At 33.2% G+C, this 21,722-nt stretch carries 22 protein-coding genes and 1 tRNA gene; 4 read left to right on the top strand and 19 right to left on the bottom strand.

What is annotated here, in order from left to right; genetic code table 11:
* Positions 1 to 29: 29 nt before the first annotated feature.
* The 4 genes from amrS to E4100_RS02165 all read right to left on the bottom strand — a co-directional run bounded on the left by amrS (position 30) and on the right by E4100_RS02165 (position 4,392).
* Positions 30 to 1,004 (bottom strand): AmmeMemoRadiSam system radical SAM enzyme, encoded by a 975-nt coding sequence (gene amrS, locus E4100_RS02180; RefSeq protein ID WP_135270393.1) that lies wholly within the window; start codon positions 1,002 to 1,004, stop codon positions 30 to 32.
* Positions 1,005 to 1,015: 11 nt separating this feature from the next.
* The gene (amrA, locus tag E4100_RS02175; RefSeq protein ID WP_135270392.1) at positions 1,016 to 2,419 is read right to left on the bottom strand and encodes an AmmeMemoRadiSam system protein A; all 1,404 of its coding nucleotides are present in this window, start codon (positions 2,417 to 2,419) and stop codon (positions 1,016 to 1,018) included.
* A gap of 48 nt (positions 2,420 to 2,467) precedes the next feature.
* Complete coding sequence (locus E4100_RS02170) at positions 2,468 to 3,091, bottom strand: 50S ribosomal protein L25 (RefSeq protein ID WP_135270391.1); 624 nt, start codon at positions 3,089 to 3,091, stop codon at positions 2,468 to 2,470.
* Between the two features lie 86 nt (positions 3,092 to 3,177).
* On the bottom strand, positions 3,178 to 4,392 hold the full coding sequence (locus tag E4100_RS02165; RefSeq protein ID WP_135270390.1) for a 6-phosphofructokinase: 1,215 nt from the start codon (positions 4,390 to 4,392) through the stop codon (positions 3,178 to 3,180).
* An 85-nt stretch (positions 4,393 to 4,477) separates the two neighbouring features.
* On the opposite strand from E4100_RS02165, the gene E4100_RS02160 reads away from it, so the two are divergent.
* A tRNA-Val gene (locus E4100_RS02160) sits at positions 4,478 to 4,553 on the top strand.
* A 26-nt stretch (positions 4,554 to 4,579) separates the two neighbouring features.
* Here the strand turns inward: E4100_RS02160 and E4100_RS02155 are convergent.
* The 9 genes from E4100_RS02155 to E4100_RS02115 are packed head-to-tail and all read right to left on the bottom strand — an operon-like array spanning position 4,580 to position 13,045.
* Complete coding sequence (locus tag E4100_RS02155; protein WP_135270389.1) at positions 4,580 to 5,221, bottom strand: V-type ATP synthase subunit D; 642 nt, start codon at positions 5,219 to 5,221, stop codon at positions 4,580 to 4,582.
* Positions 5,222 to 6,610: a V-type ATP synthase subunit B gene (locus tag E4100_RS02150; RefSeq protein WP_135270388.1), complete on the bottom strand. Its 1,389-nt coding sequence runs from the start codon at positions 6,608 to 6,610 to the stop codon at positions 5,222 to 5,224.
* A complete protein-coding gene (locus E4100_RS02145; RefSeq protein ID WP_135270387.1) occupies positions 6,603 to 8,366 on the bottom strand; it encodes a V-type ATP synthase subunit A in 1,764 nt (587 codons plus the stop codon). The genes E4100_RS02150 and E4100_RS02145 overlap by 8 nt, the downstream gene beginning before the upstream one ends.
* 16 nt (positions 8,367 to 8,382) lie before the next feature.
* On the bottom strand, positions 8,383 to 8,691 hold the full coding sequence (locus tag E4100_RS02140; protein WP_135270386.1) for a V-type ATP synthase subunit F: 309 nt from the start codon (positions 8,689 to 8,691) through the stop codon (positions 8,383 to 8,385).
* On the bottom strand, positions 8,684 to 9,685 hold the full coding sequence (locus E4100_RS02135; protein WP_135270384.1) for a V-type ATP synthase subunit C: 1,002 nt from the start codon (positions 9,683 to 9,685) through the stop codon (positions 8,684 to 8,686). Before E4100_RS02135 ends, E4100_RS02140 begins: the two co-directional genes overlap by 8 nt.
* Positions 9,686 to 9,695: 10 nt before the next feature.
* The gene (locus tag E4100_RS02130; RefSeq protein ID WP_135270382.1) at positions 9,696 to 10,253 is read right to left on the bottom strand and encodes a V-type ATP synthase subunit E; all 558 of its coding nucleotides are present in this window, start codon (positions 10,251 to 10,253) and stop codon (positions 9,696 to 9,698) included.
* A 36-nt stretch (positions 10,254 to 10,289) separates the two neighbouring features.
* Entirely contained in the window at positions 10,290 to 10,763 is a 474-nt protein-coding gene (locus E4100_RS02125; protein WP_425596609.1) for a V-type ATP synthase subunit K, read from the bottom strand.
* Positions 10,764 to 10,785: 22 nt separating this feature from the next.
* On the bottom strand, positions 10,786 to 12,732 hold the full coding sequence (locus tag E4100_RS02120) for a V-type ATP synthase subunit I (protein ID WP_135270378.1): 1,947 nt from the start codon (positions 12,730 to 12,732) through the stop codon (positions 10,786 to 10,788).
* Positions 12,719 to 13,045, bottom strand: coding sequence for an ATPase (locus E4100_RS02115; protein WP_135270376.1), 327 nt, complete (start codon positions 13,043 to 13,045; stop codon positions 12,719 to 12,721). The genes E4100_RS02120 and E4100_RS02115 overlap by 14 nt, the downstream gene beginning before the upstream one ends.
* 213 nt (positions 13,046 to 13,258) lie before the next feature.
* Here E4100_RS02115 and E4100_RS02110 point away from each other — a divergent pair, with 213 nt between their 5' ends.
* From E4100_RS02110 to E4100_RS02100, 3 genes are all read left to right on the top strand, one after another.
* A complete protein-coding gene (locus E4100_RS02110) occupies positions 13,259 to 13,639 on the top strand; it encodes a hypothetical protein (protein ID WP_135270375.1) in 381 nt (126 codons plus the stop codon).
* Positions 13,640 to 13,829: 190 nt separating this feature from the next.
* Positions 13,830 to 14,570: a GNAT family N-acetyltransferase gene (locus E4100_RS02105; protein WP_135270373.1), complete on the top strand. Its 741-nt coding sequence runs from the start codon at positions 13,830 to 13,832 to the stop codon at positions 14,568 to 14,570.
* A gap of 99 nt (positions 14,571 to 14,669) precedes the next feature.
* Entirely contained in the window at positions 14,670 to 15,191 is a 522-nt protein-coding gene (locus tag E4100_RS02100) for a general stress protein (RefSeq protein ID WP_135270371.1), read from the top strand.
* A gap of 9 nt (positions 15,192 to 15,200) precedes the next feature.
* On the opposite strand, the gene hydF is transcribed toward E4100_RS02100, so the two are convergent.
* The 6 genes from hydF to E4100_RS09445 form a co-directional block, all read right to left on the bottom strand.
* Complete coding sequence (gene hydF, locus E4100_RS02095; protein ID WP_135270369.1) at positions 15,201 to 16,397, bottom strand: [FeFe] hydrogenase H-cluster maturation GTPase HydF; 1,197 nt, start codon at positions 16,395 to 16,397, stop codon at positions 15,201 to 15,203.
* Positions 16,398 to 16,408: 11 nt separating this feature from the next.
* Positions 16,409 to 17,824 (bottom strand): [FeFe] hydrogenase H-cluster radical SAM maturase HydG, encoded by a 1,416-nt coding sequence (hydG, locus tag E4100_RS02090; protein WP_135270367.1) that lies wholly within the window; start codon positions 17,822 to 17,824, stop codon positions 16,409 to 16,411.
* A complete protein-coding gene (hydE, locus tag E4100_RS02085; RefSeq protein ID WP_135270365.1) occupies positions 17,800 to 18,870 on the bottom strand; it encodes a [FeFe] hydrogenase H-cluster radical SAM maturase HydE in 1,071 nt (356 codons plus the stop codon). Before hydE ends, hydG begins: the two co-directional genes overlap by 25 nt.
* 2 nt (positions 18,871 to 18,872) lie before the next feature.
* Positions 18,873 to 19,124, bottom strand: coding sequence for a TM1266 family iron-only hydrogenase system putative regulator (locus E4100_RS02080; protein WP_135270363.1), 252 nt, complete (start codon positions 19,122 to 19,124; stop codon positions 18,873 to 18,875).
* 346 nt (positions 19,125 to 19,470) lie between these two features.
* Entirely contained in the window at positions 19,471 to 21,036 is a 1,566-nt protein-coding gene (locus tag E4100_RS02075; RefSeq protein WP_135270361.1) for an ATP-binding cassette domain-containing protein, read from the bottom strand.
* A gap of 240 nt (positions 21,037 to 21,276) precedes the next feature.
* A complete protein-coding gene (locus E4100_RS09445; protein WP_245196346.1) occupies positions 21,277 to 21,711 on the bottom strand; it encodes an MOSC domain-containing protein in 435 nt (144 codons plus the stop codon).
* Between the last annotated feature and the right edge of the window lie 11 nt (positions 21,712 to 21,722).

The following is a 21,722-nucleotide window of genomic DNA, read 5'->3' as shown; positions in this document are numbered from 1 at the left end:
ATAAAAATTTTACTATTTCTAAACTTTTTTTAATAGATGATAGGAATCTCTTGCCCACAATGAGAACACCTGTTTTTTTCAATCCCAACTATTTGTGTTTTAAAGTTCCTGTCAATTAATTTAGAATTACAATAAGGGCAATAAGTGGAGTTGTCAAATCCAAATACATTCCCTATGTACACATAATTTAGATGCTTTTTAGCTATCTCTTTTGCCTTTGTGAGTGTGCTTAAGTTTGTAGCAGGATTGTTCATCTTGTGTTTTGGAAAATATCGTGAAAAATGTAAGACGATGTCTTTGTCTATATTTGAGAGGAAATATGATAGCCTTTCGATTTCTTCTTCACTTGTATTGTACTCATCAATTAAAAGAGTTGTAACTTCTACGTGAGTTTTAGTTGCTGAAAGTTTAATTGTCTCAAGTACTGGGTCTAACTTTCCCTTGCATATTTTTTTGTAAAAATCGTCACTCATCGCTTTTAAGTCTATATTCATAGCATCAATGAGTGGTAGAAGGTGTGTAAGTGGCTCTTTATTTATAAACCCATTTGTCACAAGTACATTTTTCTTTCCTCTATTTCTCATCTCTTTAGCTAAATCTTCTACCATTTCGTAAAAAATAGTAGGTTCATTGTAAGTAAATGCCATGCCAATTGAATTAGTTTCTTCTTCTAATTGAATTATTTTTTCTATGCTCAAGTCTATTGCCAATGCTTCGCCTTCAACTATCTCGTAATTTTGACAATAGTCACATCTGAAATTACACCCGAAACTTCCTATTGAAAAAATCTTTGTACCTGGATAGAAGTGATAAAGTGGCTTTTTCTCAATTGGGTCGAGTCCGATTGAAGTTATTTTTTCATAGTTTGTGCTGTAAAGTACACCATCGATGTTTTTTCTGACTTTGCATATTCCAGTTGAGCCATTTTTAATTTTGCAGTTATGTGGGCAAAGCTTACAAATTACATAATCGCCTTTGTTTTCATAAAACTTAGCTTCTTTCATATAAAACACCTCTACCCATGTCTTATGACTTCAAATTTGGATATCTCGTATTTTTCATGTTCACCAATACCGGCTTTATTCAAAGCTATTCTTATTTGATCTCTTACAGTGTCAACCCCTTCAATATTTGGAAGTAGCAGCCCTTTTCTAAATCCACTTTCAACGATTACCCCATATTTTTTAGGATCAAGCTCACTTAGTGATTTCACTTTTTGAGCTGGCATGAGTACATCTACTGAGTAAGATAAAAATGGAAGCTCTTCTTCTGTGACAGATGAAAATCTTGGATCTTTTGTTCCAGCTTCTACTGCAAAATATATTATCTCTTCAGCAAGATTATTTTTAATTGGAGAAGTGGAGCCTATACAACCTCTGAGTTCACCAAATTTTTTAATTGAAACAAAAACTGGCATTCTCAAAGACAACATCTCACTGTCTACGTATGCAGGAACTTTCATGTATTTGCCATTTTTAATATAGTATTCTAAACTCTCTCTAGCTAGTCTTTGATAATTGTCTTCATTTGATCTTTTTTTCTTGATCATTTCGTCCACTTCATCATTTATCTCATCTGTGTAATCTTTGTTGCTTTCTCCTAATATTTCAAATTTTGCTGTCATATACCCTACCCCAAAAGGTCCTTCATATGAAAGTATGTGAGATTTAAATTCATACGCGCTTAACGCTCCTGAAAGTATCATAAAAGATCTCAATCCACATTCTCCAGCTTCTTTTGCTAGATCAAGATCAAAACTCACTATACCAGCTAGGTCTTTGTTTTCAAATAGAGAAACAATTTTTTTGTCGAATTCTTCTCCTTTTGGACTATAACTATACGGCCCCCTGTCTGACAATCTATGTGACAAATCTCCACTCGCTACGATAGAGATATTTCCTTTTTCCTTAGCTATTTTCCCTATTATCTTGCCAAATTCATATAATTCTACTGGAGACAAAAGCCCATATGTTATATGAACCAATTTAAAATCTTGGTATCTTTGAGTTATAAAATGCATTGGCACTAATACTCCATGATCAACAGTATCTTCTAGTCCATACATCTCATACATTTCTTTATTCATCAGGGCAAGTTGAATTTTCTCTTTCTTTGACATCTCATATATGTCTTTTACTAACCCTAGGTCGTTCTTAAAATGATATCTAAGTTCACTATGTCCGAAGTCTCCAAAATCTCCATACAGATCTTCTTCTATAGATAAAGCTATGGCATCTGAAAATAGTGGCCCGTGAGGTGTTATGACAATTATTGTTTCAGGCTTTTTAATCTCTATGTCTTTGGCTATTTCCTTTAAGCCATTTATAGTATTTATGCAATTTTTCTCCTCACCTCTACCTATTTCCTCTACTATTATGGGAGGATGAGGAGAAATATAGGCACTTACCAAGCCTTTCATCTTATTTATCACCTCCAAAATATTAAAGCAGACCATTCGGTCTGCCCATTATTTTTCTTCATCTTTAACTAGTTCAGGTTCAGACCCTTCGGTCTCTTCTTCTAACTCTTCTTTATAGTCCGTTGGTCTATTGAGTACACATATTGTCATGTCATGATCTGTGATTACCCTTACATTTGGATTGTTTATAATATCCAAATTCTTAACTTTTATCGGCTCATTGAAGTCCAAATCTTCAACATCTATTTCTATAGCTTCAGGCATATCTCCTGGTAAACACTCAATTTCAAGGCTTTCAATCATCTGCATCAATACTGATGGTTGATTCTTTATTTTGTCTCTATTGTGAAGAATTATCGGAACTTCAACTTTAATTTTTTCTTTCATATCCAGTCTTTGCAAATCGACATGAATGACATTCCCTTTAATTGGATCTTTTTGTACAGATTTTATGATAACAGGCGTTGTTTCATTTTCAAGGCTTAAATCAATTAGATTTGAAGTGCCAGCCTCTCTAAATACTTTCATAAATTCTATGCCGTCTATTTTCACAGGTATGGATTCTCTATTCCTCTCATATATTATTGCTGGAATTTCATTTTCCTTTCTTATTTTCTTAGCTTTGTTTTTACCTATTTCTTCTCTCGTTTCAGCATTTAATTTGTAACTCACATTTACTACCCCCTCGTAACATTTTAGTACATATTATTACTACCCTATTTACAAAAACACAAACTCATTAATGAATTATTCTTATCTTATATTAATTTTACATACTTTGGCAATCCATTCTCATATTCAATCTCAGGCTGCCCTTGAATTAAAGGAGTTAAATACTCTACTAATTCTTCTTTTACAAAATTGTCGGTCATCCATTCTCTTGGTATTTCTTTTACTTTATTTGCAACTAATGAAGGATCTATTTCGACTATTTCTGTTTCAAAAGGTAGCATCGATTTTATTTTTATCCCTGCCATAAATCCTGATTTACCTTCAAATCTCATCTCATATGCTCTAAATCCACAAAGATGTGATATGTTTACATCAGTTAGACTAGCACAGTGCATTGCCGCTCTTTGTGCAGTGCCTAATTCAAGCACCTTTATCCTATGTGTTATATTTGCTTGTTCAATTATGCTCTTTAAATAGCTTCCCACTCCCCCTAATTGAGCGTGGGCAAATTTATCGTGAACTTCAATTGTCTTTGATTTGAACACATAATCCCCATTAGCATCTTTTAACCCCTCAGAAGCTACGATATAGACTTGCTTTTTGTCTTCATAACATTTCTTAACATCAGCTAAAAACTTCTCTTTGTCAAATGGATTTTCAGGCAAATAAATAAAATCAACTACTGGCTTACCATCAATCTTTGCTAATACACTTGAACTTGCAAGCCATCCAGCATCTCTGCCCATTGTCTCAACTATAAATACTCCATTATCTTTATAAACACTAGCGTCTAAGTATGTTTCTAAAACTGTCGTTGCAATATATTTAGCAGCTGATCCAAAGCCAGGTGTAAAATCCGTTTCCATCAGATCATTATCTATCGTCTTGGGTATGCCGATGATTTTTTTATCAATGCCTTTTTGTTTTACATATAGGCTCAATTTATGGACAGTGTCCATGGAGTCGTTTCCTCCGATATAGAAAAATGTGTCTATGTTGTATTTTTCTAAAGTTTCTAAAATCATTTCATACTCTTTCTCATCTTCATTGAAGTCTTTCATCTTGTGCCTACATGATCCTAATGCACTAGCTGGAGTTAATTTAAGTAAATCTATTTCTTCTTTTGTAAGGTTAGAAAGATCAATTAATTTGCCATCCATGACCCCTTCTATACCATTTTTTGCTCCATATATTTTTTCAAATTCTTTGTATTTAATATTTGCATCTAATATCCCACTTATGCTAGCATTTATTACGGCAGTAGGCCCGCCGGATTGAGCAACTAAACAGTTTTTTGACATAAGAATCCTCCTAAAAATAATTTTTTTATATATACCCACAATTATGTTGAAATACTCACCTTCATATGCTATCATTGTAATATGCGGGTGGTTAGTTCAGCTGGCAGAGCGCCACGTTGACATCGTGGAGGTCGTTGGTTCGAGTCCAATACCACCCACCAAAAGTTAAAGCACCTATTTAGGTGCTTTAACTTTCTTTGTTTATGATTTCTTTAACTTTCATAAGTCTTACTATAGTACTTCTCTCGTTTTCATCTAATTTCATTCTGATAAATCTAATCGTTTCTTCAAGTTCAGGAATAGTCCTATATTCAAGCGCATTTACTCTTCTTCTTGTTTTTTCTATTTCATCAGCCATTAGCTGACAAGATTTTTCAACTTCTGCTAATTCCAATAATTTTGGCATTATACTGTATAGTTTAGAAATTGCTTCGTCTAATTCTGGAGATGTTTGAGCGAAACCATAAGGGTAAATACTTCCCTCATCATTTTCTAAACTTCTAATAAAATTCATCACTGGAACTCTAACGCTCATGACATTTTTCTTTTTTATATCTACTGAAATACTTTCCTTTGGGAAAGCTATGGCTTCCTCTAGCATCTCAGGACTCATTACTGCACTTGCCAAGAAAAAAGCTTCAAAGGCTTCTTTTAAGTCTTTTTCTACTTCTTCCCTGAGTCTTTTATTTTCTCTTATGAGTTCAATGAACCTCCTCATGAGTTCATCTTGTTTGTCCTTTAAGAGCTTATGGCCTCTAGTGGCTGTTTTTAGCCTATCTTTAAGCCTTGTCAGCTCCATTCGGGTAGGGTTAACCTCTAGTATGGCCATCTACTCATCCCCTTTTTCTTCAGCAGGCAAATACTTGTCTAAGTATTCCTCTCTTATCCTCTTTAACTCTGATCTTGGGATTAGTTTTAAAAGTTCCCAGCCTAAATCTAGTGTTTCTTCAATAGTTCTATTGTTGTGATAACCTTGATTTACATATTTTTCATCAAAAGCTTCAGCAAATTTTGCAAATGCTTTGTCGGCATCAGATAGTGCTGATTCGCCAAGTATGGTTGCTAGTTCTCTAGCCTCAATACCTGAAGTGTAAGCTGCATAGATTTGATTCATGGTATCTGCATGATCTTCTCTAGTCTTGCCTTTCCCTATCCCTTTGTCTTTAAGTCTTGAAAGTGAAGGTACTATATTTATTGGTGGTTCAATCCCTCTTTTATAGAGTTGTCTTGAAAGTATTATTTGTCCTTCTGTAATATATCCTGTAAGGTCGGGTATAGGGTGAGTGATGTCATCTTCTGGCATCGTTAAGATAGGTATTTGTGTAATAGAACCTTTTCTACCCCTAATTCTTCCTGCTCTTTCATAAATAGTTGATAAGTCTGTATAAAGGTAGCCAGGGTATCCCCTTCTTCCTGGTACTTCCTTTCTCGCTGCAGATGTCTCTCTTAGAGCCTCAGCGTAGTTTGTCATATCCGTTAAAATTACTAAGACGTGCATATCTTTTTCGTATGCTAAATATTCAGCACAGGTAAGTGCCATTCTAGGAGTTGCAATCCTCTCAATAACTGGGTCGTTTGCTAAATTCATAAACAAAACTGCCCTGTCAATAGAGCCTGTTGATGTGAAGTCGTCAATGAAAAACTGGGCTTCTTCAAATGTTATACCCATGGCAGCAAATACTACCGCAAATTTCTCATCAGTTCCCAACACTTTCGCTTGTCTTGCAATCTGAGCAGCTACCTCTCCATGAGGAAGTCCAGAACCCGAAAATATAGGCAGTTTTTGCCCTCTAACAAGTGTGTTTAAACCATCTATACAAGATATACCTGTTTGAATGAATTCCTCTGGGTAATCCCTTGCAACAGGGTTTATTGGTGAACCATTTATATCAAGCCTTTTTTCTGGGATTATCTTAGGCCCGTTGTCTTTTGGTCTACCAAGGCCGTCAAATATTCTACCTATCATGTCTTCAGAAACCCCAAGTTCAAGTGGTCTTCCAAGAAATTTAACTTTTGTAGAATTTAAGTTGATTCCAGCAGAGCCTTCAAACAACTGAACCATGGCTCTATCACCATTTAATTCCAGAACTCTTCCTCTTCTTTTTTCTCCATTTTTAAGTTCGATGTCTACTAGTTCATCAAACTTAACACCTTCAACGCCTTCTACAATCATCAATGGGCCTACTACTTCTTTTACTGTATTGTATTCTTTACGCATCTAGAAGGCCTCCTTCCTCAATGAGTTTTGCAATCTCTGCTTCAAGCTCTTTTTCAATAGCTACTAATTGATCTAATTTATCTTCTTCGATGTATTTTGCTCTTGCTATTTTCTCTCTTACAGCCATGTTTTCAATGTCTTTTAAATATACTCCTTTATCTAAAGCATCTAAACTCAAGTCATAGAATTTCAAAATCAATTTTAGCATTAAATTTTGTTTTTCTAGTGAGCAATAAGTGTCAACATCGTGGAATGCATTCTGCTGTAAATAATCTTCTCTAATGGATTTCGATGCTTCAAGTTTAAGTTGATCTTCAGGCGATAGAGAATCTCTCCCTACAAGCCTTACAATTTCTTGTAATGAAGCTTCTTCTTGGAGAAGTGTCATCGCTTTAACTCTGTTTTTTGAAAACTCTTTATCTACGTTTTCGTTCATCCATTTGTCAATGCTAGGTTGATAAAGAGTGTATGAGTTCAGCCAATTTATAGCTGGAAAATGTCTTTTATATGAAAGCGAGTGGTCTAATCCCCAGAAAACTTTAACTATCCTAAGAGTTGCCTGTGAAACTGGTTCGGATATATCTCCCCCTGGAGGTGATACAGCGCCTATTACAGTGATTGCTCCTTCTCTATCGTCACTACCCTTGCATATTACTTTACCAGCTCTTTCGTAAAATTCCGCTGCTCTTGATGCAAGATATGCAGGATATCCTTCATCTCCTGGCATCTCTTCAAGTCTTCCTGACATCTCCCTTAAAGCCTCAGCCCATCTTGATGTAGAATCCGCCATCAACGCAACTGAGTAGCCCATGTCTCTAAAGTATTCAGCGATTGTTATACCAGTGTATATTGAAGCCTCTCTGGCTGCAACCGGCATATTTGATGTATTTGCAATTAGAACAGTTCTCTTCATAAGAGATTCACCAGTAGCAGGGTCTATGATTTCAGGAAATTCCATGAGTACATCAGTCATCTCATTTCCTCTTTCACCACAGCCTACATATACAACTATCTCTGTATCAGCCCATTTCGCTAATTGATGTTGTACTACAGTCTTACCTGAACCGAATGGTCCAGGAATCGCTGCTGTTCCACCCTTAGCAACAGGGAAAAATGTATCAATTACCCTTTGCCCTGTAACTAGTGGGACTGTTGGATTTAATTTTCTCTTAAAGCCTCTAGATCTTCTGACTGGCCATTTTTGCATCATAGTAAGTTTTATTTCATCGTTTAATTCGCAAACTACTTCTGTAATTGTAAACTCGCCTTCTTCAATCTTTGTCACTACTCCTTCTATATTAGAAGGTACCATTATTTTGTGTAAGATCAAAGGTGTTTCTTGAACGGTTCCGATTACATCGCCTTCTGAGACATTGTCTCCTACTTTTACAGTTGGAGTAAAATGCCACTTTTTATTTCTATCGAGATTTTCTACTTTTGTACCTTTTACTAGAAAATCACCTGAAGCATCTCGGAACGCTTCAAGGGGTCTTTGAATACCATCAAACATGGTTTCCAATAGCCCAGGCCCTAGTTCTACTGACAATGGTTCCCCTGTAGAATAAACAGGGTCCCCAGGCCCAATTCCTGTGGTTTCTTCATAAACTTGTATTGAGGCTCTATCGCCTCTCATTTCAATTATTTCACCGATCAATCTATTTTCAGAAACTTCAACAACGTCGTAAACATTAGCTTCATCCATTCCCTCTGCAACAACAAGAGGTCCGGATACTTTTATGATCTTTCCTACTTTCAAGTTAAGCCCTCTCTTTCTATAAAATATTTGAGCCTACGGCTTTCTCAACATTTTCATTGATTCTATCCATACCAATATTAAGCGTGCCTTGATTGCTAGGTATGAGTATTACCGCAGGTACTATCTCTTTGTCATATCTAGATACAGTATCTGGAATAAGACTTGCGATTTGTTCTGTAACAAAAATAATTCCGTATTTATCCCTAGCAGCATTGTCCAAAGCTTTTCTAGCACTGTCTTTGTCAGAAACTGTAAATACATCGACTCCAAGGGCTTTAAAAGCCAATACTGAATCTTTATCCCCTATTACTCCAATTTTATACATATAGCTCACGCAGCCTTTCTCTAATAGCCTGTGGTGATATGTTGTTTAACTTTGAGACCATGATTATCCTCAATACTTTAATCTCCATTTCTTTAGCCACAAGATACGCAAATATCGGTTCTGGTCCAAAAACTACAGATTTGGACTCTTTTATCAATTCCATCAAGTGATCGTCCATGCTCTTTTCAAAAGCTGAAATCCTCCCTGTAGAGTTGTATAAATCAAGGCCAGCCTTTAGAGCTTTTGTAATATTGGAAGTTCTAAACCTATTTATGATGGCATCAATGGAATCAGCATAGGACACGAGAATCTGATCTAGTTCGATGTTTCCATTTGGCAATAGCACTTCTTCTACAAATGGTAACCCTTTGTTTTGTTTTTTTAATCTTAAGACCGCTATGATATTTGTAAAGTCGATCAAGTCTTTAACGTAATTTATAAATAATTCTATACCTGTGTCTTTAGCTATATCATACATATGATTAAAATATGCTTTGTCAACTAAAATATCTATCCTTTGAGGATCGCTGTTTTTTTCAAAGTCACTTAAGACTTCTTGTATTACTGAGCTAAATCTTACATCGATATCTCTAAAATCAGATGTTTCAAATGAATTTTTAAAGATATTAAAATCTGTAGTGCCTATTGGAATATAAAGGCTAGACAGATCCTCTCCTTTTAGCCTTTCTTTTAACATGACCTTAATATTGTGATAATCATATTTTAATGCCATCAAATCTGATATTGCTTTGTATGGAGTGATTTCTCTAACTAACTCATAGACTCTATTAAGCTCATTGTAAAGAATTTCTTCGTAATTTTTAGAATCCTTCACTTTAGATATCGAACTTGCATATTCAGTGGTTTCAAGTATTTTGATTACTTCTTCTATGTCATTAGCATCCACTAGTTTATCAATCGTAATGTTATCTAAAAGTCTTTTCTCCATAACCTTAATTCTAACAACCGATTGGGTAAAATCCATTCTATCCATCAGCTCACCTCTATTCCTTAAATAAGTAAGAGGCTATCTCTGTTTCCAATTCTTCTCTCATCTCATCTAATATATCTCTAAAAGAAAAGTTGTAAATGACATTACCATCTACTATTATGAACCCACTGTCTAACGATGGCTCCTCAATTATTTTTCCCTCATTTAATAGGCCCTTAACAATTTCTTCTTTACCTACTGGTACTTTCAACACTTTTTCTTTAGATAAGTCCTCATTCTCTAACATCTTCTTTACGAGTTTTAAATAATCTTCATCTTTTAAATCATTTAAACTCATATAAGCAATTTCAAAGACTTTATCAATTACCTCTTGTTTTGCAGAGAGTTCTTGATTTCTAACATTTCTTTGCGCACTTGATATTATTCTCTCTTTTAACGTATTTGCTTCTGATTTCTTCTTTTCTAGTATTTTTTCACTTATTACCTTTGCTTCCTTTACCCTTTCATCAATTATATGTTTTTGTTTTTTGTCTGCTTCTTCACTGATTCTACTAGCTTCAGCTTTAGCATCTTCCATTATTTTCTGGGTAAGGCTCTCTAAATTTTGCATAGCTTCACATCCTTACTTTATTCAAAATAAAAAATACTAAAAACTAACAGCGTTTACTAAAATCAAGGAAGTTACAAATGATAATAGTGCGTAGGTTTCAACCATTACTGCGTAAATGATACCATATGTTGAATTTTCTTCATTTTTTGCTAATAGTGTAATACCTGAAGCTGCTACTCTACCTTGTGATATCGCAGATTTCCAACCAACTAATGCAATCGGCAAACATGCAGCAAACAAATATAACCCTTCAGCTAATGGCATCCCAACATCTAATTTTCCTAAAACTAACAATCCTATTACGAAACCATAAAGCCCTTGTGTACCTGGTAACAATTGAAGTATCAAGGATCTCCCGAATTTCTGAGGTTCTTCTATCATCAACCCTGCTGCTGCTTCACCAACTATACCTACTCCTCTTGCTGATCCTATCCCTGATAATATTACTGCACACGCAATCCCTAGACCTGCAAAAAATATTCCACCATAATTAACTAAAAATTCACTAATTGTCATTTAAAATTCCTCCTTGTTATTTAATATTGATATATTTTGGTTTTGCCCTTAGTAAATTAAATTTAGGGCCTCCACCTTCATAAAACTTGCCAAAGAACTCTACATATATCAATCTGATAGAGTGTACATATGCTCCTAATAAACTCAAGCCTAGATTGAATAATTGTCCTGCTATAAATATAACAATAGCTAATATAAACCCTACGACTCCAAGTCCCGAAACCATACCAGCGATCATATTTATTGCACCTGCAATAAATCCACCTGCAAGACCTAAAGCCATAAGTCTAGAGTACGATACAAAATCCCCTATATAACCTGTTATGCCATAGAGTGAATAAAATCCACCTGCAAGCTTTCCTCCGATACTCCCAGAACTTCTACCACCAGTTGCCACGATTCCTAGCATTCCGACAATCATCATCACTAAACTTATAGTTTTTATGACTCCTCCAATTATCCCCATTGTGCTTAAGAGGAATACAATGCTTCCAATTAATGCAAAATACCAAAATCCAACATCAAATAATGCATCGAGGATTTTCCTATCTCGAATTAGCATGTACGCTTTCAATCCAAGTGCAAACATGACGTGTATAACTCCAAAGGCTATTGACATCAAAAGTACAGTATTGTAGTCATTAGCTGGATCTATAAGCCCAGGTATCTTTACGACTCCACCAAACAACGAACCATAGATAAACCCCCATATGATTACAGAGAAGCTAAGGTAGTAGAAAAATTTAATGGATTTTCTTTGTGCATCTGAGAGTTTAAATTTCTTTAATGCGAAAAATGTTCCCAAGAGCATTATCAATCCATACCCTACGTCTGCTGCCATCATTCCAAAGAAAAGTGTATAAAATGGTGCTAAGAAAGGAGTAGGATCAATTTCGCTGTACTTTGGTAAAGCATACATCCCCGTCAAAGATTCAAAAGTCTCAGCATAATTTGAGTTTTCAAGTAATATTGGAACTTTTGGATTCTCTTTTTCGGCTTCTTTGATTTCTAAATAATATACATTCCCCAGTGCTTCTCTTACACTTTTTTCAAACTCATCTTTTTTAGATGTTGGAATATACCCTTTAATAAAAACTACTTTTTCGGTCTTTATGAAATTTTCCGAAACAGAAAATCTAAGTTTGAGATTGTTCAAGTAATCGAATGCAAGTTTTAGATTTTCTAGATAATCTAGTCTTTCTTTCAAGTTGTTTTCAATTTCTTCTATTTCTAATTCGTATTTTTTAATTTTTTCTTCCCTTATCTTGATCTCTTCATCAGGCGTTAACTTTATCTGAAGTTTCACTTTTGTAAAACTCAAATTTTTTAAAGAGTCGATTAAATCATCAGTGTCTGATTTGTGAGATATCAAAAGTAAATAAAGATTATTCTTATCCTCATTTATAATCTCATAATAACCATTCTCTGCCTCGCTCATAATCTCAATAAGTTTTTCTTTTAGTTTCCTTGATACAGTACCTATTGTAATATCGGAAAAGTAAGTGTTAGATAGTGTTTCGATACTTGCACCCAAGTATTGCCAAGGTTTAAGTTCATCTATTTCTGTCCTTAAATGTTCAATTTTTTGCACAATATCATCTTTTTCCTTCGAAAGGCTCAAGATCTCATCTGCTAAAGCTATATAATCTATGTCTAAAACAATTTTTTCTAATTCTTCGAAAGAATATGTCTTATTGCCTTCCATCATGGCTTTTATACTTGATTCTTTCTGTTCATACTTAGAGAGAATACTTACAGCAGATGAAACTTTAGAAAGCTTTTCTTCTATTTCAGTTAGCTTATGTGGAACTTTTACTGGTTCAAGCCCTAGTGATTCATCTCCAAATTCTTCGGTTAGATTGCTAAAATGGACATATCCGAAATTTTGAAGAGTTTTTAAAAGAGCTTCTTTTTCAACATCAAAAGCAAACAAGCTAAACTCACTCATTTTAACTATTGCCATAGCCGTTCACAATCCTCTCGATAATAATATTACTAGCCTCTTTCAGTTTATCTTCATCTATATTTTTTATTTTTTCAATTCGCTTCATCCCGTCTTCTATGATTGGTTTTGCAAGATTGTTTCCATTTTCTTTTGCTGACTCAATTATTCTATCGCCTTCAAGTTCTGCATCAGCTATAATTTTATTGAATTGTTCTTCAGCTAATCTTTGAGCTTCAGCTACAGTTTTTTTTGCATAGGCTTTAGCATCTTCTATCAATTTCATAGCTTCATTTTCTGCATCTTTAATAATCTCAATAGTTTCCTTTGCCACTTTATCACCTCCATCTAAAAACTCAAAAACTTATCCCATTCTAATTATCAATTTTATAACAATCTAGGGGATAAATCAATAAAATAATCAATTTATTCTAATTTATTAAAAAATATTGTATTATTTAACAAATTGTTTATACCCAATATTTCCGGGTATCATTCGAGTATTATAATAGTAAATTATAAAAAATAATTAAAGGAGTGATTTTATATGGCTGGTGTATTAGGTTCATTAAGTGCTATTTTATTTTTATTTTTGATCTTGCCTTTTGTATTGAATCTCATCAATAAAAGATTTTACGATTATCACAATCAGGCCCTCATGAAATGGTCTAAAAGATTTAGAAAATATCATAAACAAGCCGGAGGTTTAATCGCAATTATAGCAATCATACATGGTAGTTTGATGTTAGGAGAATTTAAGCTCCACACTGGCTTTGTACTGTATGCAGGCATATTGATCACAGCAATTTTGGGCTTTTCTTATTACAAAACGAAAAATAAATCTCTTTATGTATGGCATAAGAGAATGATGTTTGTAGATTTAGTACTATTAGTTCTTCATTTAGCTGTTCCTGATTTGTTTGGTTAAATCATGTAAAAAAGAAATTAAAATTTTAACTTAGAGATTTTTCTCTAAGTTTTTTTATTTTTTTTTAAAAATTGTTGATTATTTTTTAAAGAAAGGGTATAATAAACTTACAACTTGAATATAAGTTGTAAGTTGTTAATGTTTATTATATTTAATTAATATAGATGGTTTGTGGTAAGGAGGTAATGATATGGTTTTAGGAAAAGGTGTATTAGTAAAAAATAAGCATAAAGAAGATATGCAGTTAGAAGAATATAAGATGAAATTAATTGATAAAAATAGATTAAGAGAAGTAGTTGAACTTCAGCAATACGTATATGAAAACCTACCAAATAAAGAAGTCCTATACATTGATTCATATGAAGATATGTTAGGTGACTTAGAAAACGGTGCTAAAATAATTGGTGTTTTAAACAGTAAAGATAGATTAATTGCCTATAGATACATTTCATTTCCTAGAGAAGAAAAAAGAAATTTAGGTTATGATATTAATCTCCCTGAAGAAGATTTGAAAAAAGTTGTTCATCTTGAAACAACTGTTGTGGATCCTCTTTACAGAGGCAACGGACTGCAACTAGTGACTTTAGAAAAAGCAAAAGAAATTGCAAAACAAGAAGGTTACAAACACTTTATGTGTACAGTTTCACCATATAACTTCTACAGTCTTTACAATGTAATGAGGGGTGGACTAAAGATAAAAGCTCTTAAAAAGAAATATGGAACAAAGCCCGATAATTCTGATGGTCTATGGAGATTCATTCTTCACAACGATTTAGATAAAAAATACTATAACCCAGTGGATTTAGTATTATCTAAATGGGCTAACTTAGAAATGCAAAAATCTCTAATCGATCAAGGTTATATCGGTTATGAAATAATCAAAGACACTAAAGAACTCAGTTATATCAAAGTCGATGAGGCTTATGCTTAATACATGTGATCTTTTTCCTCCTACTTAAAAAGTCGATAAAATTTTATCGGCTTTTTAAGTTTTATTTTTGGGTATTAATAAATTAAGGAGAGTGATAATATGTTAGATAAAAAAATAGAAGTGTTTGATGATGAATTAAGTCTTTTGAAGAGAATAACAGAGCTTGAACTTCTTGGTTATGAAGAACAGGACATGTATGTTATCGTAAGTAAAGATGAGGATATATCAATGGTAAAAGGAAGTACCGATGTACTGATAAAAGAAGATGATGAGTCTATATGGGATAGGTTTAAGAGTTTTTTAAGTGGTGAGGACTCGGTTATTGATGCTCTTAATCGTTTAGAACTATCCGAAGAAGAAAAGAAAAGCTACTATGATGAAGTTAAAAACGGTAAATTAGTTCTTTTGGTTGATCCAAATTATAAGAGTAAATACGAACTTAATGAAGATGGACTTTACTATCCAGTAGAAAACTCTAATGATTCTAATGAAAAAGAAAATATTGAGGATTTGCCAGATGATCTCAGGGAAGATGTAGGCTTAAATCCACAAGAACATAATGTTGATATAGGTAAAGAAGTTTCAGAAAATATTTTAAGAGAAAGACAAAGAGGAGTATAAGGATTTTCCTTATACTCTTTCTTTAAATAACTCAATGCTTCTATCTAGTATGCCGGTTAGATAAGCCATCGTAATTCCATAGTTTGTAATGGGTACATTTGCTTGTTTTGCTAATCTTATGCGCGATAAAATTTCTCTTCTATTTACCATACATCCGCCACAATGAATTATAAGATCATAATCGCTTAGATTTTCTTCAAAATCATAACCACTTTTAAAATCAAACTGAATATCAGAAAATGTTTTTTGCCTTATTAAATCTGGAATTTTTTTTCTTCCAATGTCTTCATGATTTGTGTTGTGTGTACAATTTTCAGCTATTAAAACTCTGGAGTTTTGATTCAGTTTTTCAATAGCTCTCACACCTTTTACAAATTCGTTTAATTCCCCCTTTTGCCTAGCAAATAGAATTGAAAAACTAGTTAGAGGTATGTTTTTTGGTACAATTTCATCAACTTCTTTAAATACTTGTGAATCTGTGATGACTAAATCTACTTTTTTAATATCTTTTAAAGCATTTTCTAATTCAGTATTTCTCACCACAAAGCTCTTTATGCCATGATCAAGTAAATCCCTCAAAGTCTGAACTTGTGGCAATATAATTCTGCCTTTTGGAGCTAATTTGTCTATTGGTATAACTAAAATTACATTGCTATCAGGTTTTAACATATCTCCTACAATGGGTTTATCTTCATCTATCGATTGTATCAATGCTATGAGCTTTGCTTTTAATAGCTCTATGTCATTTTCATTTTTAGTGGAAATAAATATTGCATCAGGATACTTGTCTTTTAGTTTAACTATACTTTCTTCATCCAATAAATCTGTTTTATTCACTACTTTTAACAGAGGTATGTCATAGTACTTTGACTCTGTTTCAATATTTTCTAAGTTTTTATCATCTTCATCTAATCCATCTATGATATATAAAGCTATGTCAGTTCTTCTTAAAATTTGAAAGCTCTTTTTTATTCTTAAATTCCCTAGATTCCCTTCATCATCGATCCCAGCAGTATCTATAAACAATACCGGACCTGCTGGAATCAATTCCATTGCTTTTTTTACTGGATCTGTAGTTGTTCCCTTTACATCACTTACAATCGAAACCTCTTGATTTGCAATAGCATTTAATAATGATGATTTACCTGCATTTCTGTTCCCGAAAATTGAAATTGTAACTCTATTTGAATTTGGTGTCTTTTCCATGATTTCTCCTTCTAAATGTAAACATCTCTTTGTCCTTGTTCAATGAGTTTGATCTTATTCTCTATCAGCTCTCTCCTATTTGGACTTTCTTTTCCTATTTTTTCTAATTCTTTTTCAATCATCTTCTCACCCATTATTTTGGTTTGTGGGCTTGCGTAGTCAATTAAATACTCTTTAAAAGTCAATATTCCATTTGCTGCACAAAAATGCTGTATATCTCCGGGCTTTGCTATGCACATAAAATCTTCACCAGTTCTGCCAGATCTGTAACAAGCTGTACAAAATGAACTTAGAAAGTTCATCTCTGACATCTCTCTTACTACATCATCTAGTTCTCTCGTATCCCCCAATTGAAATTGTTCTTTTGTAGGAACTAGAGTATCTAGCGTGTATCCACCAATTCCTATTCTTGAGCCTGCATCTATTTGAGAAATTCCATAGGGAATTATTTCTTTTCTCACTTCTTTAGTTTCTCTAGCAGTTAGGATCATGCCTGTATATGGAACAGACAGCCTTAATATAGCAACTATTTTCTTAAAATCATCATCAGATACTTTATATTGTGTTTGATTGTAGTACTCATTATTTAAAGCGGGTTCAATTCTAGGAAATGAAATAGTGTGAGGTCCTACCCCAAATTTTTCTTCTAAGTGGATTGCATGAAATAACAATCCCATAACTTCAAATCTCCAGTCATAAAGGCCAAACAGTGCTCCAATCCCTACATCATCTATCCCTGCCTCCATAGCTCTGTCTAAACCATAGAGCCTATATGAATAGTCTCCTTTCATATCGCCTTGAGGATGAAGGTATTGATAAGTTTCATGATGATACGTCTCTTGGAATATTTGAAATGTCCCTATCCCTGCTTCTTTTAGTTTTTTATAATCTTCAACTTCCATAGGTGCTGCGTTTATGTTTACTCTTCTTATCTCTCCATTCTTATTCTTAGTGTCGTAAACAGTTCTCATCGTTTGCGCGATAAAATCAGCATCATAATCAGGATGTTCTCCATAGACTAATATCAACCTCTTATGTCCTTTGCTTTCAAGAATTTTTACTTGTTCTCTTAATTCTTCTAAAGTAAGGGTCTTTCTTTCTATAGCTGTATTGTCTCTTTGAAACCCACAATATTTACAGTTGTTTATGCATTTATTTCCAATGTATAAGGGTGCAAAAAATACTATCCTATCTCCGTAGATTTCTTCCTTTAGGGTATTCGCAGCTTTGAATATCTCATCTAAGAGTTCTTTATCCTCTACATTTAGTAGCTTTGCTGTTTCTATCGGCTCTAATCTCTGCTTAGATAAAGATTTTTGAATGATTTCTAGTATTTCTTCTTTTGATGAATTTTTACCTTGCTCCAATAATGAAAATATCTTTTCGTCATCAATAAAACTTTTTAATTCATTTTCTGTCCTTGCCATTTCCCTTCCTCCTCTTTTGACCAATCAATGTGGTCACCTCTTTTTATATAAGCTTGATATCCAATGTTTTCTAATCTCTCTGCGACTTTTTCTAAATCATAGACGCTTTTAGTCTCCCTATTTTTGTATAGTTCATATTTTTCTTTTAATTCTTGAGGTGATAAATTTAACATAAGCACATTTCCACCTGAATCTATTCCCTTTTCTAACCCCTTTTTATCTAAAGTATTCACTGCGGTTGTCACAGGAATCATGGCTTTTGGCAGAAAAAGTCTTGTCAGCGATATATAAAATAAAGTGTCTTCTACAGAACCATCTTTATAATTTTTAAGTGGCGTGTCTTTATGTATTATCAATGGACCTATGCCAACCATATGAGGTTCTAAGTTTTTTAAAAATATAAGATTTTTTGCCATGATAGTCGGATTTGAGTTAGGCAGACCCACTAAAAACCCAGCACCCACTTGATAGTCCAATGCTTTTAAATCATATAAGCACCTCTTTCTTTCTTCAAAGCTCATATCAGGATGAAGTTTTTCATATTGCTTTTGGTCTGCTGTTTCATGCCTTAATAAAAATCTATCTGCTCCAGCTATTTTAAATTCTTTATATTCTTCAAAACTTCGTTCTCCGATAGATAGAGTTATTGCTATACCTTTAAAGTTTTCTTTTAAAGTAATAATTATATCTGATAATAAGTCTTTCGTATAAAACTCATCTTCTCCACTTTGCATGACAAATGATCTATATCCAAAATCATATGCTTTCCCTATAGACTCTATTATCTGATTCTTTGTAAGTCTAAATCTATCAACTTCTTCGTTGTCATTCCTTAAACCACAATACATACAGTTTCTCTTGCAGTAGTTTGAAAACTCTAATAATGCCCTGATGTAAATTTTATTTCCATAAATACTTAACGTGAGCGCTTTAGCATGGTCTTTGATATCGTTAATTATCGTTGTATCAGCATTTTCAATCAAATACACAAGCTCATCCATCTCTAAGTCATGGGTATTATAAAGTTTATTTAAGATTTCTCTCACAGCTACACTTCCTTTTTAGAAATAGATATCTTAACTGTACAGTTCTTTAAATTTCCAAGCTTCCCTGTGAAACTATTTATCTCATCGATATCACCGACTGCTACCAACGTAATGACAGATACATCGTATTCATTAAAAGGTATCCCCATCCTGCCTTTTATTATGTCTTTGTAGTTAGCGACAATTCTATTGAAATCATACTGAGTATTTACACTGTCTTCTAAAAGAGCACTTATTACTGCTATTTTTTTCACATTTTTCACCCCTAACAAAAAAACCTTCCCATAAAGGGAAGTTAAAGTCATGACAAAACCCTAAATCCCTTAAAGCTTAAAGAAAACTCTAAAAGCTTAGGTATTAGCTAATTTAAAACCCATTTCATCAAGGTTTCCCTCAAAAAAACGGAAAAATATTCTTTGTCATTATATTAACAAAAGGATGTTATGCTGTCAAGGTATTTTGGTATTGAGTTTTGCTTTGTGCTCACTTTAACAAATCTATTAAAAATTTTCTATACAAGATACGAGCACAAGCTTCAAATTCTTCAAAGACTTCTATAGGCAATTCATAAAAGTGAAGAAAAATATAAATACTACCATATTATTTTATCTCAATAATTTTATTTGTATATTTACTAGGAAGATCATTATGAGATATGACAAACACTATTTTATTTTTCATCTTCTCAAAAATCCTGTCGTATATTTCTTTAGCAGTTTCTTCATCAATTCCAGAAGTAATCTCATCAAGCAGTAGCAAATCTACATCATTATATAAAATTCTTGCCACAGCTATTTTTTGTTTTTCTCCTCCAGATAAATTGCCTGCCCCTTCTGTAATAATCGAGTCCATTGTTTTGTTTTTAAAGATAGATGCTAACAAAGGATCTTTTTTCATTTCTTCTTCTATTTTTGAGCTGTAAGGGATATCCAAGAATAAATTATCTCTTAAGGTTCCTTTTATAATTGGAACATTTTGCGACAGGTACTCTATTCTATGGCGCAAACTTTCTAGGGTGTACTCACTTATTTTTCTGCCATTAATTAGTATGCCATCTACAGTCCTAAACCGTGGAATTAGTTTTAAGAGTGTGCTTTTACCTGTTCCGCTATCCCCTTTAACCCATATAAAATCTCCTGGTAGGTATCTTTCATTTATGTTCATTTTTTTATGATGATCGCCTATTCTCATCTCATCTAAATTTATCTCAAGAGAGTTGATCTCTTTTAAATTAACACTTCCTTCCGTTTCAAGGTGTGATTTCCAAGTACTAAAAAATGAATTTGAAATGTCAAAATCTCTTCGATTTAGATTTGAGTTTGTAATCCCTTGTAGTGATTGATTAAATAGTGGAATAAGTACACTAATGAGAAGTATACTCATATAATTGTTGCTCTCCAGCCCTCTTAAAATAGTTAAAACCATAATCATAGTCTGTGCTACATTTGATATCCCAGATATTAAAGCAGAGGAAGATTGGGCATATACATTTACCTTTGATTGTGCTTTGTATATTTCTTCTAAGTTAAAGTCTATAATCTTATTTATATGTTGATAATCTCCCAATTGTTTTATATAATCCGTTTGATTTAATATTGATAAAATATCCCTCCATCTAGTGGAAGAAATTTCTTGAAGTTGTTTTGATCTTTCTGAAAGTTCTTTATTTAAGTGTTTATATCCAAAATAGTGCAATGGTATCAATAAAAATAAAATCAAAAAAATTACTTTGTTTTGTAAAAATACAATCGTTAGAATTCCAAGTAAAATAACAATGTTAGAGTAAATTTGGATTGCATCTCCAGTTAAATATTGGTATATACTGTTTACACCTATGATCATCCTTTCCATGAGTGTCATAGGTCCTTGTTCAGTTATGTAATCATAATCTAATTTATAATATTGGCTTAAATAATTTTTAAAATTCTTCTTGTTGAATTCTTTTGCGAATTTTTCTCTAAAATAAGTCAATACTATTTTAGTTCCGGTTGCTAGTATCATGACACCTAATAGAATGAGTATTTCTTCATTAGTTATCTCTTGACCGATATTTGACCAATAATTGATTAAAATTGGGCTTATTAGAGAAAACACACTGCTAATTAAAACTATAGCTACCATTAAAATTGTAAATTTTTTATATCCTTCTATATGTATTTTTGACATCCTACCATTCCCTTCTTTTTTATTTTTGTAGTATTCTGAAAATTATATTTACTATAAGTTTAACAAAGCTCTTTTGGAAAAGCAATCCACAAGTTTAGTTGCTAGAAATACTAGAAAAATAAGTGATTTTTACCACTTTTTAGTTTTATGTCTATAAAAAGTGCCTCCACTATATGTCATGTGGTAAATGATCATATATTAGAGGCATTTCTTATTTTTTATTTTCACAATTATATTTTCTTACATTATTTCTATGTCATCTCCAGCTTTTATCACTCCGCCTTTTAAAACTCTAGCAAATATACCCTCTCGTGGCATGACACAGTCGCCGACCTTTTTTTTAATCGCACAGCCTTCATGACATTTTTTGCCAATTTGGGTAACTTCAAGTTCACATTCTCCTACCTTTAGTTTTGTTCCTATTGGGAGTTCATATAAGAGTATGCCAGATGTTGTTATGTTTTCTGCAAAATCTCCTAATTGTAAATCATCAAGCCCTTCTCGTTTCATCTTGTCTATGCTTTCCACTCCAAGTAAGCTTACTTGCCTGTGCCACTTCCCAGCATGTGCATCGTCTTTAAGTCCAAAACCTTCTATGAATTCTCCTTTATCAATCGGAACTTTTACAACTCCTTTGGTTTCGGAAATGTTTACAGAAACTACTTTGCCTTTGATTTTTCTTAAAA

Source organism: Soehngenia longivitae (genome assembly GCF_004684055.1).
In the GTDB taxonomy this organism is placed as follows: Bacteria; Bacillota; Clostridia; order Tissierellales; family Tissierellaceae; genus Soehngenia; species Soehngenia longivitae.
Note: the sequence above shows the minus strand (reverse complement) of the source record. Positions and strands in the feature narration are given on the sequence as shown.

Excerpts from the sequence above, each read along its gene's own strand:
- amrS (WP_135270393.1), bottom strand. The coding sequence starts at position 1,004 with ATGAAAGAAGCTAAGTTTTATGAAAACAAAGGCGATTATGTAATTTGT.
- amrA (WP_135270392.1), bottom strand. The coding sequence starts at position 2,419 with ATGAAAGGCTTGGTAAGTGCCTATATTTCTCCTCATCCTCCCATAATA.
- E4100_RS02165 (WP_135270390.1), bottom strand. The coding sequence starts at position 4,392 with ATGTCAAAAAACTGTTTAGTTGCTCAATCCGGCGGGCCTACTGCCGTA.
- E4100_RS02155 (WP_135270389.1), bottom strand. The coding sequence starts at position 5,221 with ATGGCCATACTAGAGGTTAACCCTACCCGAATGGAGCTGACAAGGCTT.
- E4100_RS02150 (WP_135270388.1), bottom strand. The coding sequence starts at position 6,610 with ATGCGTAAAGAATACAATACAGTAAAAGAAGTAGTAGGCCCATTGATG.
- E4100_RS02140 (WP_135270386.1), bottom strand. The coding sequence starts at position 8,691 with ATGTATAAAATTGGAGTAATAGGGGATAAAGATTCAGTATTGGCTTTT.
- E4100_RS02135 (WP_135270384.1), bottom strand. The coding sequence starts at position 9,685 with ATGGATAGAATGGATTTTACCCAATCGGTTGTTAGAATTAAGGTTATG.
- E4100_RS02130 (WP_135270382.1), bottom strand. The coding sequence starts at position 10,253 with ATGCAAAATTTAGAGAGCCTTACCCAGAAAATAATGGAAGATGCTAAA.
- E4100_RS02120 (WP_135270378.1), bottom strand. The coding sequence starts at position 12,732 with ATGGCAATAGTTAAAATGAGTGAGTTTAGCTTGTTTGCTTTTGATGTT.
- E4100_RS02110 (WP_135270375.1), top strand. The coding sequence starts at position 13,259 with ATGGCTGGTGTATTAGGTTCATTAAGTGCTATTTTATTTTTATTTTTG.
- E4100_RS02105 (WP_135270373.1), top strand. The coding sequence starts at position 13,830 with ATGGTTTTAGGAAAAGGTGTATTAGTAAAAAATAAGCATAAAGAAGAT.
- E4100_RS02100 (WP_135270371.1), top strand. The coding sequence starts at position 14,670 with ATGTTAGATAAAAAAATAGAAGTGTTTGATGATGAATTAAGTCTTTTG.
- hydF (WP_135270369.1), bottom strand. The coding sequence starts at position 16,397 with ATGGAAAAGACACCAAATTCAAATAGAGTTACAATTTCAATTTTCGGG.
- hydG (WP_135270367.1), bottom strand. The coding sequence starts at position 17,824 with ATGGCAAGGACAGAAAATGAATTAAAAAGTTTTATTGATGACGAAAAG.
- E4100_RS02075 (WP_135270361.1), bottom strand. The coding sequence starts at position 21,036 with ATGTCAAAAATACATATAGAAGGATATAAAAAATTTACAATTTTAATG.